16 protein-coding genes and 1 tRNA gene are annotated in these 18,376 nt (G+C 38.3%); 14 read left to right on the plus strand and 3 right to left on the minus strand.

Going from position 1 to position 18,376, the window contains the following annotated elements:
* Window positions 1-161 precede the first annotated feature (161 nt).
* Window positions 162-728: an anaerobic ribonucleoside-triphosphate reductase activating protein gene (nrdG, locus tag ACWOEC_RS10915; protein ID WP_297079540.1), complete on the minus strand. Its 567-nt coding sequence runs from the start codon at window positions 726-728 to the stop codon at window positions 162-164.
* A gap of 15 nt (window positions 729-743) precedes the next feature.
* A complete protein-coding gene (gene nrdD / locus ACWOEC_RS10920; RefSeq protein ID WP_455308195.1) occupies window positions 744-2,903 on the minus strand; it encodes an anaerobic ribonucleoside-triphosphate reductase in 2,160 nt (719 codons plus the stop codon).
* A 257-nt stretch (window positions 2,904-3,160) separates the two neighbouring features.
* On the opposite strand from nrdD, the gene ACWOEC_RS10925 reads away from it, so the two are divergent.
* From ACWOEC_RS10925 to ACWOEC_RS10970, 10 genes are all read left to right on the plus strand, one after another.
* Window positions 3,161-3,928: an ABC transporter ATP-binding protein gene (locus ACWOEC_RS10925; RefSeq protein WP_455308197.1), complete on the plus strand. Its 768-nt coding sequence runs from the start codon at window positions 3,161-3,163 to the stop codon at window positions 3,926-3,928.
* A 58-nt stretch (window positions 3,929-3,986) separates the two neighbouring features.
* Window positions 3,987-5,996 (plus strand): FtsX-like permease family protein, encoded by a 2,010-nt coding sequence (locus ACWOEC_RS10930; RefSeq protein ID WP_455308199.1) that lies wholly within the window; start codon window positions 3,987-3,989, stop codon window positions 5,994-5,996.
* Between the two features lie 141 nt (window positions 5,997-6,137).
* On the plus strand, window positions 6,138-6,287 hold the full coding sequence (locus tag ACWOEC_RS10935) for a teichoic acid D-Ala incorporation-associated protein DltX (protein ID WP_297079547.1): 150 nt from the start codon (window positions 6,138-6,140) through the stop codon (window positions 6,285-6,287).
* Window positions 6,277-7,812, plus strand: coding sequence for a D-alanine--poly(phosphoribitol) ligase subunit DltA (gene dltA / locus ACWOEC_RS10940; RefSeq protein WP_455308201.1), 1,536 nt, complete (start codon window positions 6,277-6,279; stop codon window positions 7,810-7,812). Before ACWOEC_RS10935 ends, dltA begins: the two co-directional genes overlap by 11 nt.
* Window positions 7,809-9,008, plus strand: a complete 1,200-nt coding sequence (dltB, locus tag ACWOEC_RS10945; RefSeq protein WP_455308203.1) for a D-alanyl-lipoteichoic acid biosynthesis protein DltB — start codon at window positions 7,809-7,811, stop codon at window positions 9,006-9,008. Before dltA ends, dltB begins: the two co-directional genes overlap by 4 nt.
* 23 nt (window positions 9,009-9,031) lie before the next feature.
* On the plus strand, window positions 9,032-9,268 hold the full coding sequence (gene dltC, locus ACWOEC_RS10950; RefSeq protein ID WP_297079553.1) for a D-alanine--poly(phosphoribitol) ligase subunit DltC: 237 nt from the start codon (window positions 9,032-9,034) through the stop codon (window positions 9,266-9,268).
* Entirely contained in the window at window positions 9,265-10,539 is a 1,275-nt protein-coding gene (dltD, locus tag ACWOEC_RS10955) for a D-alanyl-lipoteichoic acid biosynthesis protein DltD (RefSeq protein ID WP_455308206.1), read from the plus strand. The genes dltC and dltD overlap by 4 nt, the downstream gene beginning before the upstream one ends.
* A gap of 112 nt (window positions 10,540-10,651) precedes the next feature.
* Window positions 10,652-11,734: a M42 family metallopeptidase gene (locus ACWOEC_RS10960; RefSeq protein WP_455308208.1), complete on the plus strand. Its 1,083-nt coding sequence runs from the start codon at window positions 10,652-10,654 to the stop codon at window positions 11,732-11,734.
* Window positions 11,735-11,781: 47 nt separating this feature from the next.
* Window positions 11,782-12,528, plus strand: a complete 747-nt coding sequence (locus ACWOEC_RS10965; RefSeq protein WP_455308210.1) for an MBL fold metallo-hydrolase — start codon at window positions 11,782-11,784, stop codon at window positions 12,526-12,528.
* Window positions 12,529-13,533, plus strand: a complete 1,005-nt coding sequence (locus ACWOEC_RS10970; RefSeq protein WP_455308212.1) for a lipoate--protein ligase — start codon at window positions 12,529-12,531, stop codon at window positions 13,531-13,533.
* A gap of 174 nt (window positions 13,534-13,707) precedes the next feature.
* On the opposite strand, the gene proS is transcribed toward ACWOEC_RS10970, so the two are convergent.
* Complete coding sequence (gene proS / locus ACWOEC_RS10975; protein ID WP_297079566.1) at window positions 13,708-15,144, minus strand: proline--tRNA ligase; 1,437 nt, start codon at window positions 15,142-15,144, stop codon at window positions 13,708-13,710.
* A gap of 378 nt (window positions 15,145-15,522) precedes the next feature.
* Here proS and ACWOEC_RS10980 point away from each other — a divergent pair, with 378 nt between their 5' ends.
* From ACWOEC_RS10980 to ACWOEC_RS10995, 4 genes are all read left to right on the plus strand, one after another.
* Window positions 15,523-16,236: an O-methyltransferase gene (locus ACWOEC_RS10980; protein ID WP_455308214.1), complete on the plus strand. Its 714-nt coding sequence runs from the start codon at window positions 15,523-15,525 to the stop codon at window positions 16,234-16,236.
* 18 nt (window positions 16,237-16,254) lie between these two features.
* Window positions 16,255-17,094 (plus strand): alpha/beta hydrolase, encoded by an 840-nt coding sequence (locus ACWOEC_RS10985; RefSeq protein WP_455308216.1) that lies wholly within the window; start codon window positions 16,255-16,257, stop codon window positions 17,092-17,094.
* A gap of 56 nt (window positions 17,095-17,150) precedes the next feature.
* Window positions 17,151-17,224 (plus strand) — tRNA-Arg (locus tag ACWOEC_RS10990).
* Between the two features lie 698 nt (window positions 17,225-17,922).
* Complete coding sequence (locus ACWOEC_RS10995; protein ID WP_455308218.1) at window positions 17,923-18,276, plus strand: hypothetical protein; 354 nt, start codon at window positions 17,923-17,925, stop codon at window positions 18,274-18,276.
* Window positions 18,277-18,376: the final 100 nt, after the last annotated feature.

Genomic DNA, 18,376 nt, shown 5'->3' on the forward strand with positions numbered 1-18,376 from the left:
GAACGAGAATTTTTATGATGAATCAATTAATCGTCATAAAATAACAAAAAAATCAGAGGAAGCAGATTTCTCTACTTCCTCTGATTTATAAAATTTCTCTTCATCAGTCCTTATTGACAAAGAGCCGATAAATCTATTATCGGAATGATGCGGCTTATTTATCAGAGCTGCCTACTTCTGTCACAATTATTTGTCCATAAAGAACACGTTTGTGTTGCCAGTGAAGTTTTTACATCCACGATTCGTTGGTTCGAACTACCGCGAAAGGCAAGATTAAGGTCACGTTTTTTGATATCAAAAGGGCCATCGACCAATACGTCTACATATGAAAGTAATGTTTGTTTATCTGCTGAACCATGTAGCAATTGTTCAAATGTATACCCGCTATATGCCCAAATATCTTTTTTGTCACCATAAGTCCTACGAATCGCTTGGACGATTTGTAAGCAGACTGGGGTATTTAAAAAAGGTTCGCCCCCTAATAACGTAATTCCTTGAATCGCTTCATGCCCGCAGTCTTGTACGATTTTAGTTAAAAAATCATCATCAAAAAGGGTTCCGTATTCAAAATTTTGAGCCGCCTGATTGAAACAACCTTTACAAGCAAATAAACAACCACTGACATAAATACTGTTGCGTACGCCTTGACCATCTACAAAGGTAAAGGGTTGGTAGGAAGCGATACGGCATTTTGTATAAGTCTGTGCTTCCCAAGACATTGGATCCATCACGAGGCCTTCTTTCTATAAATGTTTTTTTCGTGCGGTGATTTCTTGATGACGACCATGAACCATCGGACGAGCTTGAGGATTGCCAAGGTAGCCACAAGTTCGTTTGACAACTTCACATTGTTTAGGATCCCGATTATGACAAGTCGGACATTCAAATCCGCGCGCAGTAGGCGAAAATTCTCCTTCAAATCCACAAAGAAAACAACGATCAATCGGCGTATTGGTTCCTAAATAGCCCACTCGAGTATAAGAATAGTCCCAAACAGCTTCTAATGCCTTAATATTATGCGTCAATACAGGATATTCGCAGTAGTGGATAAAGCCGCCAGAAGAATATTTAGGGTAGACTTGTTCAAAATCGATTTTTTCAAAAGGTGTTGGTTGCTTACGAACGTCATAATGAAAACTGTTTGTATAATAGTCTTTATCGGTAATGGCAGGGATCTGACCAAAGCGTTGTTGATCCAAGCGACAAAAACGATCTGTCAAACTTTCACTAGGTGTAGCATAAACACTAAAATGATAGCCATATTGATCGCTCCATTGTTTTGTTTGTTGGTCCATTTTCTTGACGATCTCCAAGGTAAAATCTTTTGCTTCTAAGTTATCTTCCCAATTGGGCCCATAAAAGGCCGTTGCCACTTCATATAATCCGATATAACCAAGCGAGATCGTGGCGCGCTTATTGCGAAATACGGTATCTACCGCTTCTTCATCTGTCAAACGTATTCCAAAAGCACCCGATTGATAAAGGATTGGTGCATTTTTAGGGACTGCTTCTTTACAACGCTCGATCCGATAAAACAAGGCTTCTTTTGCCAAGGTTAATTTTTCGTCAAGCAAGCGCCAAAAATAAGCTTGATCTTGACGTGCACGTAAGGCCAAACGCGGGAGATTCAAAGTAACAACACCTAAATTCATTCGGCCGCTGGTCACTTCTTGTTCGTGATGATCTTTAAAGCTTTGTAAAAAAGAACGACATCCCATAGGCACTTTGAAACTCCCAGTTAATTCCACGATTTTATCGTAATTTAAAATATCTGGATACATCCTACGCGCTGAACAAGTTAAGGCCAATTGTTTGATGTCATAGTTTGGATCTGTCGGTGCGAAATTCGTTCCTTTTTTAATTGTAAAAATCAACTTTGGAAAAATCGCTGTCCGTTTTTTGATCCCAAGCCCTTCGATACGGATCGTTAAAATCGCTTTTTGAATCTCACGTTCAAACCAATTCGTTCCTAGACCAAAACCTACAGAAGTAAAAGGCGTTTGTCCATTGGATGTAAATAAGGTATTGATTTCGTATTCCAAACTTTGCATCGCATCATAAATATCTTTTTGTGTGCGCATGGTTGCATAGTCTTGTTGTTGTGTAGTATCAAGCCAAACACTAGCAACTTGAAGATGTTTCTCGTAGTTTTTTTGTGCAAAAGGTGCAAGTAATTCATCGATCCGATCGACGGAACAGCCGCCATATTGACTAGAAGCAACGTTGGCGATGATCTGCGAGATTTGAGCGGTCGCGGTTTGGATCGAGTGGGGGCTTTCTACTTCAGCATTCCCGATCTTAAATCCGTGATCAAGCATTTCTTTAAAATCGATCAAACAACAATTTGTCATCGGAGCATATGGATGGTAATCCAAATCATGATAATGCAGATCACCTTTAAGATGTGCTTTAGCGATTTGTTTTGGAAGTAACTTTAAGCCTGTCGTTTTGGCAACAAGTCCTGCAGTTAGGTCGCGTTGTGTATTGAAGATATCGCTATCTTTATTAGCATTCTCATTTGCGATCGTTTGGTCTTTTTGTTGCAAACGGGCCACCAGCAAATTTAGATCTTGTTGTTCGGTGTACAGTGTCGCAAATTTCTCGTCATACGTCTGAATTGCTTGACGTAATACTGGAAATTGTTGTAACGCATCCATGATGATTGTTTTTAGCTTTTGCGTTGTACGCAAGTTGTCTTCTAGCGTTTGCCAAGTGTTTAAAACGGTTGTCGACAATTGATCGACTAAATTTGGATCGAGTTGTTCTTGTTCGATCAATTGCGAAAATAAAGTGTCTACATGTTTATGATCAAATAAAACCCATTGACCAGAACGTTTTAAAATCTTGTTAGACTTGTTTAACGGTACACGAATACTTGGAAAAGTATTAGTTGTTACGCTCATATATTTCCCCTCATTTCTCCAAAACTTCTTCTCTATCATAAGGAAAAAAAACAGATAAAACAACTATATATTGTGTTTTTAAAAATGTTCACACACTATATATAGGTTGAAAAGCAATGAAAACAAATGGATTCAAACTTTCGTTTGGATCAAAAAAAAGTTTGTGATTTATTTTTTTTATTTGGTGTTTTATCATTAGTAGACTCGTGGGAAGTATAAAAATATGATAGGATAAACACAAGATGAGAGGTGAAGAGATGAAAAAAATTATTCAAGTAGATCATTTGACAAAATCATTTGGCAGTCGTTTCAATCAAAATAAAATCTTAGATAATTTATCATTTAGTGTTGAAAAAGGAGAGTTTGTGGGGATCATGGGCCCAAGTGGTGCAGGGAAGACGACGTTGATGAATTTGCTTGCAACAATTACCTTACCGACACTTGGTTCGATCATGATCGCTGATGAGCAAATCACGAAGATGACTGAAGATGAGCGCAGTCGTTTTCGTCGCAATAAGATCGGCTTTATTTTTCAAGACTTTAATTTATTGGAAACCTTGAATGTTCAAGATAATATTAGCTTACCTTTAGCAATTGAGCACTTAGGTCCAAAGGAGATCGAGTCACGGGTCAAAGAAGTGACCAAAATGTTGGGAATCGATCATTTACTTTTGCGCTATCCCAATGAACTGTCGATTGGACAAAAACAAAGAGTCGCGGCTTCACGTGCGATTGTGAAAAAGCCCAAAGTAGTATTTGCCGATGAACCAACTGGCTCACTGGATTCAAAAGCTGCAACAGAACTACTAAATTATCTCGTCGAAATCAATCAAACTCAAGCCACAACTATTTTAATGGTGACGCACGACCCGTTTACTGCAAGTTATTGTGACCGTATTCTTTTTTTAAAAGATGGTGTCTTTTTCTCAGAAGTCGTACGTAGAGGAAGTCGTAAAGAGTTTTTCGATCAAGTCATCGATATGCAAGCGACGATCGGTGGAGGAGGACGGATGAATGCTCGTTAAAATCTTATTACGGAGTTTTTTTAAACAACTTAAATCATACCTGATCTATTTTTTATGTATGTCGACATTCGTTATGATTTTTTATTCGTTTAGTGCGATCAACTATGATCAACCTTTGATTGTAAACGTCAAGCAAGATGTTCAAATTTCTGGTTCATTGTTATTTGGAAACATTATGGTCGCTGTCATTGTATTGATTTTTTCATTAAGCGCCAATCGCTTTTTTGTCAATAAACGCCGCAATGAAATGGGACTGTATCGATTATTTGGGATGCAAAAACGACAAATCGTGGGTGTCTTTTTAATTGAAACCCTTTTTTTAAATACCATCTCTTTAGTGATCGGGATTTTAGAAGGAATCTTATTCTCAAAATTATTTTCGATGATACTTGTTAAAGCGATGAACTTAAATATAGAAAGTCCGTTTTTTATTTCAGTAACATCGGTCATCCTAACGATTGGTGTTTTTTTACTTGCGATCGTATTGATTTTTATTCAAGATTTATTGTTGATACGTCATTATCAATTGAGTGACTTGTTTCAAATGACGAAACAAGAAGCTAGTTTTCAAACGGTTATTGATCGCAAGCGGTTCATTTTCGCTATTTTAGGTGTCGCATTTATTGGATTAGGGTATTATTTTTCGTTTACTTTTGTATCTTCTTTACGTTTTTATATCGTCACGACGGATGATTATACCGCGATTTTTTGGTTGCCCTTTTTGATTATTTTACTTTGTGGTGTTGGGACATATATGGTATTTGCCTATACGCTTCCGGCACTACTCTACTATTTATCGCGCTCAAAAAAAGTACGAACGAATGGGCTTACGAGCTTTTTACTAAGCAATACCCGTTTGCATCTTCATAAAAGCTGGAAAACTTTCTCATTTATTACGGTATCGCTAGGATTATCTATTTTTTTGATTGGAGGCATATTAGGGAGTTTTTCTTTGATTTATAATGTGGTCGAATTGTCTAATCCAACGACATTTCAAATCGTTCCACAACAAGTCAATCAACTTGAAAATTTGATCGACCAAGCTGATGGGGAGATCTCGGCAAAAAAAGAATTGACTTATAAATTAACTGCGTTTCGTTTAGAACAAACCAATTTATTTGATGATGATCTATATAGTAAAGTCGAACTAGTCAACCTGCTTTCACTTTCTGAATACCAGGAGTTAAATAAGATGGTCGGCTACTTTCCTAAAATTGAATTTACAAATGATCAAGAAGCCATCTATTTTTATCAAAACTACTTAGTCGACGGCCGATTGGTGTCAACGGATAAACAAATCACATTAGAAGACGGAACGCCTCTAACGCTCAAGCATATCTATACAGATATATTTGGTGACGCACGAATGCGTTATACGAAAAATGTTTTAGTGGTTTCAGATGAATTGTTCCAAAAATACCAAGGATTCGAACACAAGTTGACTTATATCAATGCGACAGGATATAACGCTAGTGTGATTGAGTATTTATTAGCTAGTCGTATTGAGGAAAACTGGGGTGATCCCATCTATTATAGTTACAAATCTACCGACCAAGGGATCGACGGTCAAATCAGTCTAGAAAAACCAAATGGAATCAAAGAAAATGCAGAAAATATGTTGATTTCAGGTGAGAAAACACGGTTGAACTTTAAAGATCGATATGCAGAGGTACGCGCTGGAAGACGTACGTTAGGCTTAGAAGTCTATATCTTTGTGTTTATTGGATTTACGATCTTAGTCAGTACAGCTGCAGCCTTGTTGGTTCGACAATTTACATTAGTCGAAACGGAACGAAAAACCTATCAACTGCTGCGAAATATCGGGATCGATCAGCATATGATACGTAAATTGATCTATTACCGTAATGCACTTGTATTAGGACCAATATCCTTATTAGCGACACTGCATGGGATTGTTTCTGTCCATGTGATACGAACGCTTATCCATGGAACAAATTATTGGATCGTTTATTTGTTTGCATTTTTAAGCGTCGTGGTATATGTGATTGTCTATATTATGTGTTCACTGGTCTCGATTCGTATTACTGAAGAGCATGACATTTCTTAAAAGAGTTAAAATATTCTTAATATGCTCAAAAGTTTCCCTCATTTTTGCGCTATTAGGCGCTTTACAGTGGTAAAATGACAAAAGTTAATGATCTTACTGAAAAATCATTGAAAATTAAAATTGGAATTGAGGGAGAGCGGAATGAATCAAGCGATTCGTGCATTTTTTGCGAAAGATTGGGTACGTTTTGTTGGACGAACGTGTCTGTATATTTTCATTTTCGTTATGTTGATTTATTTGTATCATTACAAAAATATACAAGGAGGCTCATTTATTTATAATGAATTTTAATTCAAGCATAGATGACCGTTTCGTGTATCAAGTCATCGATACATGGGCACAAAATCATCCGGAACAAATCGTGTATCAACATCAAGATACAACGTATACGTACGGACAGTTAAAAAGCTACTCTGAACGTGTGGCTTGTTATTTGACCAAAGAATTCCCCGATCGACGGCCGATCGTAGTGTTTGGTGGGCAGCAGATGGAAATGCTCGTTTTATTTTTAGCCGCGAGTAAATCTGGACACGCGTATATCCCAATCGATACGCATACGCCAGTAGAGAGAATCGAACTGATCTTATCAGTTGCCGATCCATCTATGATTTTCGCTGTCGATCAGTGGCCGTTAAAAACGAGTGATTATCCAGTTATTATTAGTGAGGAACTATCGACAATCATCGAAACATTTGAAGAAGTCGTACCGTTACAAGGAATCACGTTAGATGAAACTTACTATATTATTTTTACTTCAGGGACAACAGGAGTGCCAAAAGGGGTCCAGATCAGCCAACGAAATCTCTGGTCATTTATAGAATGGGAGTGTCGTGCGTTAGGCATTAAGCAAAATGATCGCTTCTTATCTCAAGCACCATTTTCGTTTGATTTGTCAGTTATGTCGATCTATCCAGCGCTTGTTACTGGCGGTGCGCTTGTTCCGATGGAAAAAACAGTGATCGAAGACTTTAAGCAGTTATTTGCTACGTTACCAACGTTACCGATCGATGTTTGGGTCTCTACACCTTCGTTTATGGACATTTGTTTGATGGAAAAACACTTCGATCAACAACATTTGCCACAGTTACGCGTCTTTTTATTTTGTGGGGAAGAATTGACCAAAGAAACCGCAACATTATTAATGACACGCTTTCCAGAAGCTGAGATCTACAATACGTATGGTCCAACGGAGGCAACGGTCGCAGTCAGTGGTATAAACATCACACCAACAATCGTGGAACAGTATCCACGCTTACCGATTGGAAAAGTCAAAGAAGATACGACTGTGGTGATTTTAGATGAAGGTCGTATTTGCGAGCCATTAGAAAAAGGCGAAATCGTGATCGTTGGGCCTAGCGTTTCAAAAGGCTATCTAAATAACCCTGAAAAAACGGCGCAGGCCTTTTTTGAATTTGAAGGTCAACCAGCTTATCGGACAGGAGATGCAGGATTTTTCACAACAGATCACGTATTGTGTTATGACGGTCGATTGGATTTCCAAATCAAATTACATGGCTATCGCATGGAACTAGAAGAAATCGATCATCATTTAATGAACGTTTCTTTAGTCAAACAAGCTAGCACTGTACCAAAATATAAAGACCACAAAGTTCAACAGCTAGTAGCATATATCGTCGCCGAAGACAACGAATATGAAAAAGCGTTCCAATTGACGAAAGCGATCAAAGCAGAACTAGCGCAACAAGTAATGCCGTATATGATTCCACAAAAATTCGTCTATGTATCTCAACTGCCGCGTACGATTAATAGCAAGATTGACCGCAAAGCATTAATCGCTGAGGTGAATGCGATATGAGTTTGACGCATATGATTCCTTATGCACAGCCGTTATACTTTGCTTATTTACTAGTTGCGCTCTTACCAATTGCAATCGGACTTTGGTTTGGTCACAGATTCCGAATATACGAAGCTTTTGTGACGGTATTGTTTTTATGGATCAGTTTTGGTGGTGAATTTGCACATCAAGGCTTGGCTTTGATTGGCTATGTCCTCTATCAGTGTGTATTAGTCGGTGGCTATTTTACATTGAAACAAAAGAAAAACAGTACGCCAATGTTTTACATAGCCGTTTTATTGGCTATTTTACCTTTAGCGATCACGAAAATTGTCCCCTTTTTTACAGCAGGACAGCCGTCGATTTTAGGTTTCTTGGGTATTTCTTACCTAACGTTTCGCTCGGTGCAGATGATCATGGAAACACGCGATGGATTGATCAAAACGTATAGTTGGATCGATTATTTACGCTTTTTGTTATTTTTCCCTACGATCTCCTCAGGTCCGATTGACCGCTACCGTCGCTTTTTAAAAGATGAACAAGAAGCGCCGCAAAAAGCGCAGTATATCGAACTATTGGGTAAGGGTGTCCGATCGATCATGCTCGGCTTATTGTACAAATTTATCATTGGGTATTATCTAGGAACCGTCTTATTGCCAATCGTCTCGCAAGATGCTTTGATTTCAGGTGGATTGTCTCTTAGTTTAGTCGGATATATGTATGTGTATAGTCTGTATTTATTCTTCGACTTTGCAGGTTATAGTCTATTCGCTGTGGGAACAAGTTACATTATGGGGTATAACGTGCCAATCAACTTTAATAAGCCATTTTTATCCCCGAATATCAAGGAATTTTGGAATCGTTGGCATATGTCCCTTTCTTTTTGGTTCCGTGATTATGTTTACATGCGCCTGATGTTTACTTTGATGAAAAAGAAAGTATTTAAGAGCCGGATCGTATCGTCAAATGTCGGCTATTTTGCCTTATTTTTATTAATGGGTGTTTGGCACGGATTGACTTGGTATTACCTTTTATATGGAGTGTATCATGCAGCATGGATTTGTTTGAATGATGCTTGGATTCGCTATAAGAAAAAACATAAACAGTTGCCTTCCAATCGTTTTACGTATGCTTTTTCGGTTGTGGCAACATTTCATGGCGTTTGTTTAAGTTTCCTGATTTTTTCAGGTTTTTTAGATACATTGTTCTTTAAATAATAGATGAAGAAAGAGTGAAAAAAATGGAAGAAACAGTATTAGCGATTTTAGAAGAATTGACGGGAACAGATGAAGTACGGGAAGATTTAGATTTGGCTTTATTTGACGAAGGGTTATTGGATTCACTAGGAAGCGTCCAATTGCTTGTAGAATTAGAAGGACAATTAGATGTTCAAGTACCAGTTTCAGAATTTGAGCGTGAATCATGGGCAACACCTAGAAAAATCATCGAACAAGTTCGCATCTTACAAGGCGCATGAGAAAACAATTATGGATGATCTTTGGTCCGATCGTTTGTGCTCTCGTAATCATTGGAGCCGTTTTTTTAGCTCCTTTTTTTACGAGTACCACTAGTCCCACAGTATGGCAAAATGCGTCTAGTTCGATGGCGGCAAATGTCTTGCGTGGAAATAGCATCAAAAATGCAGCAATCGATTCAGGAGAATACGTGCCTTTTTTTGGATCTTCTGAACTGAGTCGGATTGACTCGTTTCATCCTTCTGCTTTAGCAAAAGCCTATGATCGTAACTACACTCCTTTTTTATTAGGAGCACCTGGTACGCAATCACTTACTCAATTTATGATGATGCAATCAATGGAAGCTGAGTTAGAAAATAAACCAGTCGTCTTTATTATTTCACCGCAATGGTTTGTAAGAGATGGACTTAAGGAAGATTATTTCAATGCGTATTTTTCTGAGTTGCAAACCTATCAATGGGTATTAAATATCAAAAACGTGACGTCTAGTGATCAATACCTTGCGTCGCGTTTGCTTCAATACGAAACGGTCGCTAAAAACCAAGCATTGGTACATGTGCTAAAACAGATCCAACAAAATCAAGTTCCATCAGGTCTAAGTCGTACAAAACTAGAGTGCGAATCGCGCATATTAGCTCGAGAAGATCAATTGTTTAGTCGCTTTGGTTTATTGTCTAAGCAAAAGAAAATTGACAAGGCCGCAAAACAATTACCTCAAACTTACGATTATGCAGCGTTAGAAAAATTAGCCAATACGCAAGGGAAAAAAAGTACGTCGAATAATTCTTTTGAAATCGACAATCATTTTTACACTCAACGCGTAAAGAAAAACATCCATCGATTAAAAGGATCGCAAAAAGGCTACAATTATTTGATGTCACCTGAATATGGAGATTTTCAGTTGGTACTAGAAGAATTGGCAAAAGTGCATGCAAAGCCGTTGTTTATTATCCCGCCAGTCAATGAAAAGTGGCAAGCGTATACCGGATTATCTCCTAAGATGTTGAATGGTTTTAGCCAAAAAATCAATTATCAGTTACATGAACAAGGATTTGATCAAGTCGTCGATTTTACAAAAGAGCGAACAATCCCGTACTTCATGGCAGATACGATTCATTTGGGTTGGCGTGGATGGTTGGAAGCTGACCGCTATATCGAGCCATTTTTGACTAACGAACAACCAACACCTGTGTATCAGTTATCAAACGATTTTTATTCAACAGACTGGCAAAAAGTGAAACCAAATCACTTGCCTGAAAAAACAGAGAAGTAGAAGAATCTAAGTGTTCTTCTACTTCTTTGCTTTTTTATTGCCCTTTTTTTCGGTATAATGGAACACAAATCAAGCAATTGACAAGCTTGTAAAAGATAGGAGAGCGACACAGATGGACAAAAAAGAAGAACAACTACTGATTGACTTAACCTCAGCTAGAGGAGTACCTGGTAATGAAGAAGAAGTTCGTGAGATTTTTAAAGAGTACGCCAAAGATTTCGCAGAAGATATTTTCTTTGATAATTTAGGAAGTGTCATTGCAAAACATACAGGTGAAGGAAATGGTCCTAAGATCTTTATTTCAGGGCACATGGACGAAGTTGGATTTATGGTCACGAAAATCACTAAAGAAGGATTCATCGAATTCCAAACTCTTGGAGGTTGGTGGAATCAAGTGATGCTCGCTCAACAAGTAGAGATCAAAACGCGTGAAGGGAAATTGATCCACGGTGTCATTGGCTCAAAACCACCTCATGTGTTGACACCAGAAGCACGTTCAAAACCCTATGAAATCAGCGAGATGTTTATCGATATCGGTGCCTCTTCTAAAGAAGAAGCACAAGAGTGGGGCGTGCGCCCAAGTGATATGATCACGCCTTATATCGAGTACAAGCGTCTAAATGGGGGCAAGTTCTTATTGGCCAAAGCTTGGGATAATCGTGTAGGGACAGCAGTTTCATTGCGCGTATTAGAAAATTTAGCTAAAGAAGGCCATCCAAACTGTTTATTTGCAGGAAGCGATGTGATGGAAGAAGTAGGATTACGTGGTGCTAGAACGAGTACGCATATGGTCAATCCTGATATTGCGATCGCGTTAGATACAGGGACTGCTGGAGATACTCCAGGAATGACACCAAAAGAAGCCGATTCAGAGCTAGGAAAAGGACCGCAAGTCTTGATCTTTGATGCCTCTATGATTCCGCATAAAAAATTGTTAAATTTTGTAACGGATACCGCAGAAGAATTGGAAATTCCATTCCAATATACAGTCATTACTGGTGGCGGAACAGATGCCGGTCAAATGCATCTAACACGTGATGGTGTTCCATCGATTGCCATCACAGTACCGGTACGCTACTTGCATTCTCATACTTCGATCATCCATGAAGATGACTACTTAAATACCGTACGCCTTGTTACTGAAATCGTGCGTCGTTTAGATGATGAAAAAGTGAAAGAAATCCGTAGTTATTAATTGAATCGATCAGACAGATCGCTGACAAACAAAAGGAGGTCATCACAATGAAATTAACGGTTTTAGGTTGTTTAGGTGCATATCCTTATCAAGGACAAGGAACTACTGGATTTTTGTTGCAATCTGAAGGATTTAATCTGTTGATAGACGCTGGGAGTACGACGTTAGTTGAACTTGAAAAATATTTAGACCCACTAATGTTAGATGCAGTGATTTTGAGTCATTATCATCATGATCATATTGCGGACCTAGGTGTGTTACAGTACCAATGGCAACTTTCTCCTAAACGCGACCAGAGCAAACAATTGTCGATTTACGGTCATGGAAGAGATCAAGCTCATTTTCAAGCATTAACGCTAGCAGGGGTATCACAAGGCTATGATTATCTCGCACAACCGGTACTTGATCTAGGTCCGTTTACCATCACGTTTATGGAAACAATCCATCCTGTCGTGTGTTACGCGATGCGAATTGAAGAAAAAGCGACAAATCGCGTTCTCGTGTTCACAGGAGATTCAGGTTATCTAGAGGAATTCACAACGTTTGCTAAAGATGCGGATCTGTTTTTAGCAGACACCTATCTATTTAAAGGAAACGAGCACCACCACGCGCATTTTACCGCACCAGAAGCCGGAGAATTTGCTAAAAAAGCAAATGTCGCAAAACTGGTATTGACACACTTGCCGCAATTTGGAGATCTGAATGAATTGAAACAACAAGCACAAGTCGAAGCAGGCGTGATTCCGGTCGAATTAGCAGCTGTCGGCAAGGTTTTTACAATAGGGGGAAACTAAATGATTTTTGTACCAAATGATTTGCGTGATCCACGCTTAAACTTAGCAATTGAAACATTTTTATTACAAGAAATGCAAACGGATGAGCCAATTTTATTGTTTTACATTAACGAGCCATCGATTATTATCGGGCGTAATCAAAATACGATCGCTGAGATCAATCAACATTACGTCGATGAGCACAATATCCATGTTGTCCGTCGTTTTAGTGGTGGTGGTGCAGTGTACCATGATGAAGGGAATTTAAACTTCAGTTTTATCATGCCAGATGACGGACAATCGTTTCGTGATTTTGAAAAATTGACCAAACCGATTGTTCAAGCGCTACAAGATCTAGGTGTGAAAGGGGCGCAACTTAAAGGTCGAAATGATCTTGTGATCAATGATCAAAAATTCTCAGGCAATGCGATGTATGCGACAAATGGTCGCATGTTTGCACACGGCACGATCATGTTTGATAGTGATATCAATGAAGTGGTCAATGCCTTAAAAGTACGTAAGGATAAGATCGAATCAAAGGGAATCAAATCGATCCGCTCTCGTGTAACCAATATCAAACCATTTTTACCAGAAGACCAGCAAAAGATGACCACAGAAGAGTTTAGCCAAGAAATTTTATTGAAAGTCTTTGGTGTGGAAGATCTTTCTGATATCCAAACCTATGAATTGACAGAAACAGATTGGGAAAAAGTTCGCGAGATCTCAAAACAATATTATGCGAATTGGGATTGGAATTACGGTAAGTCACCAGAATTTGATATCGAACGTACAAAACGTTTCCCAATTGGATCGATCGATATTCATTTCAATGTGACAGAAGGTAAAATTACGGCAATGAAAATCTATGGCGATTTCTTTGGTTTAGGAGATATCAAGGAAGTAGAAGATCAATTTATTGGTGTGAAATATGAAAAAGAAGCATTAAAAAAGGTTGTGGATCAAATCGACGTTAAAAAATACTTTGGCAATATCGAAGCACAAGAATTATTTGATTTGATTTACTAATAAAAAAGGGGCTGTGACAGACTTCTGTCACAGCCCCTTATAAATAGAATAAACGGCGTTCCAGAAGTAGCTCCTTAAGAAATAAGCCAGATCATTACCGAAATAGGTAAATCTATTATCGGAATGATTTGGCTTATTTCCTGGAGCTGCCCACTTCTGTCACAGCCTTTTTTTTTAATAAGCGCGAGCGATCCAAACAGTATGTTTCGCTGGCGTACCATTGACAAGATCGACTGTTTTTTCAACAGGAACATCAAATGGGATATTACGAGTCGTAAATCCAGTTTCTTCTTTGATTTTCGCTTCAGTTTCTTCAGTACCGTCCCAACCGATCAAAACAAATCCAGTTGGTCGATTTTCTTGTTTACACGTTTCGATATGTGCTTTTAATTCATCTAATGTCTCGATCGTGGTATATTCATTTTCTTGATTGCGTTTTCTAGCATTTTCTAAAAGACGTGTAGGCATTTTTTCAAGTTCAGTTGCAATATAGGTGTCTAGCTCGTCAAAAGCTACAGCGACTTTTCCGTCGATATCGCGGATTTTCGTCATTACATGTCCATTTTCAAGATCACGTGGGCCACATTCGATACGGATACACGCACCTTTTAATTCCCATTCATGGAATTTGTAACCAGGAGAATTATCGGTATCATCTAAACGTACACGGTAGCCTTGTGCTTTAAAGTGGGCATAAAGTGCATCTAATTTTTCCATGATGGCTGGATTTTTCTTCCAAGGTCCTACAGGCATCATCACGATTTGTGTTGGGGCAACTGTTGGAGGAAAGACTAATCCATTCTCATCGCCATGTGTCATGATCAATGAACCAAGAAGACGAGTAGAGACTCCCCAAGAAGTCGTATGAGTAGGGACGTGTTTGTTTTCTTTATTTAAGTAATTGATTTCAAACGCTTCAGCAAATTTGGTTCCCATATAATGAGAAGTACCAGCTTGTACCGCTTTCCCGTCTTTCATCATGGCTTCGATTGAATAGGTATCAACGGCACCAGCAAAACGTTCGGATGGCGTTTTTTGTCCTTTATAAACCGGGATCGCTAAAAATTCTTCACATAGACGAGCATACTCATCTAATACACGCATGGTGCGGCGACGTGCATCTTCTTCATCTGCGTGTGCCGTATGTCCTTCTTGCCATAAAAATTCTGAAGTGCGCAAGAAAGGCAACGTTTTTTTCTCCCAACGAAAGACATTGGCCCATTGATTGATCTCGTAAGGAAGATCACGATAAGAATTGATCCAATCTGAAAAGGCTGAACCAATCATCGTTTCAGAAGTCGGACGTAGAGCTAACGGCTCTTCTAATTTTTCATCACCGACTTCAGTGACCCAAGGAAGCTCTGGAGCGAAACCTTCGATATGATCCGCTTCTTTCATGAAAAAGCTTTTTGGGATCAGCATTGGGAAATACGCATTACGAATCCCTTCTGCTTTTAAGAAACGGTTAAATTCTTCTTGGATATGTTCCCATAATTCAAAACCATCGGGACGGAAGATGATCGATCCGCGTACAGGTGAATACGACATCAATTCTGCTTGTTGAACGGTCTGCAAGTACCATTGGGTAAAATCATTTGTTTGTTCTGACATAGTCAAACTCCTTTAATTAATTCATTTTGGACACAAAAAAAGCCTTCCATCCTCTAAAAGGACGAAATGCTTGGACATGTTCGCGGTACCACCTTTGTTGATCGACTGACTCGACCCTACTTGAAAGATGATAAGGCATCCACGCCGACCAGGTTAGTGATCTTCTCATTGGTAGGTTCACTTCTGCCAGTGGTATCGAAGTTCCAGCCTCGCTCCGACTCTCTAAAACATCCACATAAGTTACTAATCCAAATCCTGTTACTAGACTAATCAATGTTAAAAAAAAAAGCAAGCATTTTATGAGAAAAATTCCTGTTCGTTTGCGCCTTTTCTAAAAAATTCGTATAATATGACGAGAAACAATAAAGGAGACTCGTTATGCGCAATGAAATGATGCACCGATCAGTTGTTAAAGAAGAACTGGTTCAGTATTTACGTACTGCTCAAAAAGCTTTACCAGGAGAATTAGGAGCAATCGAAAAGGAAGCCAATGAACAAGAAATCCCGATCATTCCACACGAAACCGTGATGTTTTTACAATTTTTATTGGGGCAAATCAAACCGAAACAAATTTTAGAAATCGGAGCAGCGATCGGGTTTTCTTCTAGTCTAATGGCACAGTTTGTCGGCGATGATGGACACGTGACGACGATCGATCGTTTCGACGTGATGATTAGAAAAGCCAAAAAAACCTATGAACGTCTAGGATTAGAAGATAAAGTGACGTTGTTAGAAGGCCAGGCTGCTGATATTCTGCCGACGTTGACTGGTCCTTACGATTTGATTTTTATGGATAGTGCCAAATCAAAATATATCGAATTTTTACCAGAATGTATGCGTTTGTTGAAAAAAGGTGGAGCATTGATCGTAGATGACATCTTCCAAGGTGGCACTGTTTTAGATCCAATCGAAGAGATTCCACGCAATCGCCGCACGATCTATCGCAAATTAAATCGTTTTTTAAAAGAAATCAATGAGCATCCTGATTTGACAACCTCTCTTGTTCCTTTAGGTGATGGAATTGCGTTGATTCGTAAAGAAGCTGATGTAGTTGAATTTGAGTTGAGTGATTTGTTTCCTGTAGAATCCTAAACAGAGGAGATGAGTAGGATGTATCGCAAAAAATGGCTTCGTTGGAGTAGTCTAGTCGTAATTGTCGGTAGTTTTTTTGCCTTGTCCGTATCGGAAAAGTTAGCAGCAGATACGTTTACCTCTAATTTTTTACAACAAAAACGTCCCTTGCAACTGACCCAAATACCACTTATCATGGTGCCTGGCACCGGAGGGACAACAGAACGCTTTGATGGTCTGATTACATCTTTACAAACGACGAATGTCTTAAAAGTAACCGTCCATAAAGATGAACAAGTCACCATGATGGGGAAATTGACCAATAAATCAAATCGACCGATTATTGTGATCGCATTTGAAGATGCGAGCGACGAGGCTTTAGTTGAGCAAGGGAAGTGGTTTCAAATCGGTCTACAGGCAGTAGTTGCTCGTTATGCATTTTTTGAGTATACGTTTTTGGGACACTCGAATGGTGGGTTGATCTTCACACAATATTTAGAAGATTATTATACCAAAAAAGACCCGATGATTTTGCGAGCCATGACACTAGGGACACCTTATAACGATATGCCCGAGCGTTACAATGAGCAAAAAATGACATTCGATACACCAAAAGAATACAGTCCACAACTCACAAATTATTTAGCCAATCAAGCACGTATCCCAGCAATCGACGTTTATAATATCATTGGAGATACTGGAGAAGCAACAGATGAAGTCGTTACGATGACAAGTGTGTTATCAGGGCGGCTAGTCTATCAAGATAAGGGAACGTATCAAGAAAAAATCATTACAGATGATGCTGAACATAGTGCGTTAGTAGAAAATGTTGAAGTCATCTCTTTGATTCATACCTTTCTTTGGCAAGAAAATAAATAACAAAAAGCATTGACAATCAGACAACACTTGCCTATAATAATCTTTGTTGCTGATTTGTCATAGTAGCTCAGCCGGATAGAGCATCCGCCTTCTAAGCGGACGGTCGGGGGTTCGAATCCCTCCTGTGACGTAAAAGGTCAGTTATTATTTCCTAATGAAAAAGCTTTTAGATAAGCATTTCATTAGGATTTTTTTTGTATTTTTTGTTATGGGGTAGACGAACTGGACTTCGAACTGGCAAAAGTATCCCACACGTTTTGTCTCATAATAGCATTATTTTATTATTTTGCAAGAGGTGGTATTTAAAGCATTTAGTGGTGCAACTTTTAACTGTTGTGCATGCTTATTTGAATCTTTTTAGAAAGGCATAATGACATTTGTTTGGTTCGACCTTTCTTTAGAAGGCGGATGCTCTATCCAGCTGCACTGATTGGGTTACGTTGAGAATTTTAAAAGTAGAATAATCAATTCCAATTTAGAGTAGAACAATGGAACAAATATATGTAATTAACCATTCAGAGGGCTTTAGAGCGTTTTTAAGCAACTGTAAATAAAAGAGGTTATGTAATAATATAAAAGCTCATATATGCGTGTTAAGTGGCTAATAGAATGAAAATCAAGGTTTCAAGTGCCAATGATGACAGGATTTTAAAATAGATAACTAATGTAGATATTAATGTGTTTAAATAACTATTAAAAATTGAAGGAAAAGTTAGTAGTGTGGTTGAGTTGCCAACATAGAAGATGATAAAAAAATTTATAGAGAAAGGTTTTGTTTCATGTTAATATAGTGTAAGAACATACGTTTGTTTTTGGAGGGATGTTTTAATGGGGAAGAAATTATTAATTGATAAAAGTAAACGTAATTTGCTGATATTTAGTGATTTTATGAAATATGAAGAACCGACTATATATAAGATTTTATTAGAAAACAACAAAATTGATGAAGATACTGCTGAAAAATTAGATATTAGTCAAAAAATAAAGCAGAATCTCCCTGCATGGTTAAATTTTTCAAGTGAAGAATGGATTCCTGACAAGAATAATCCTATACTTACAACTGACGTATCTGGTAATAAACATTGTAAATTATGCAATCAACCTATAAAGTTTCAATACAAAGTAAAGAATAAAAGAAACAAGATGGAAATACTTATTGATTACGTCCATATAATTGTGTAAAAGATAAAAGGCCATGTAACAGCCCTTTTACGGTACAATGTTTTTAACCACAAAAACATACCCAGGAGGACGTTACATGACCCAAGTACATTTTACACTG

Source organism: Enterococcus bulliens, from assembly GCF_053761865.1.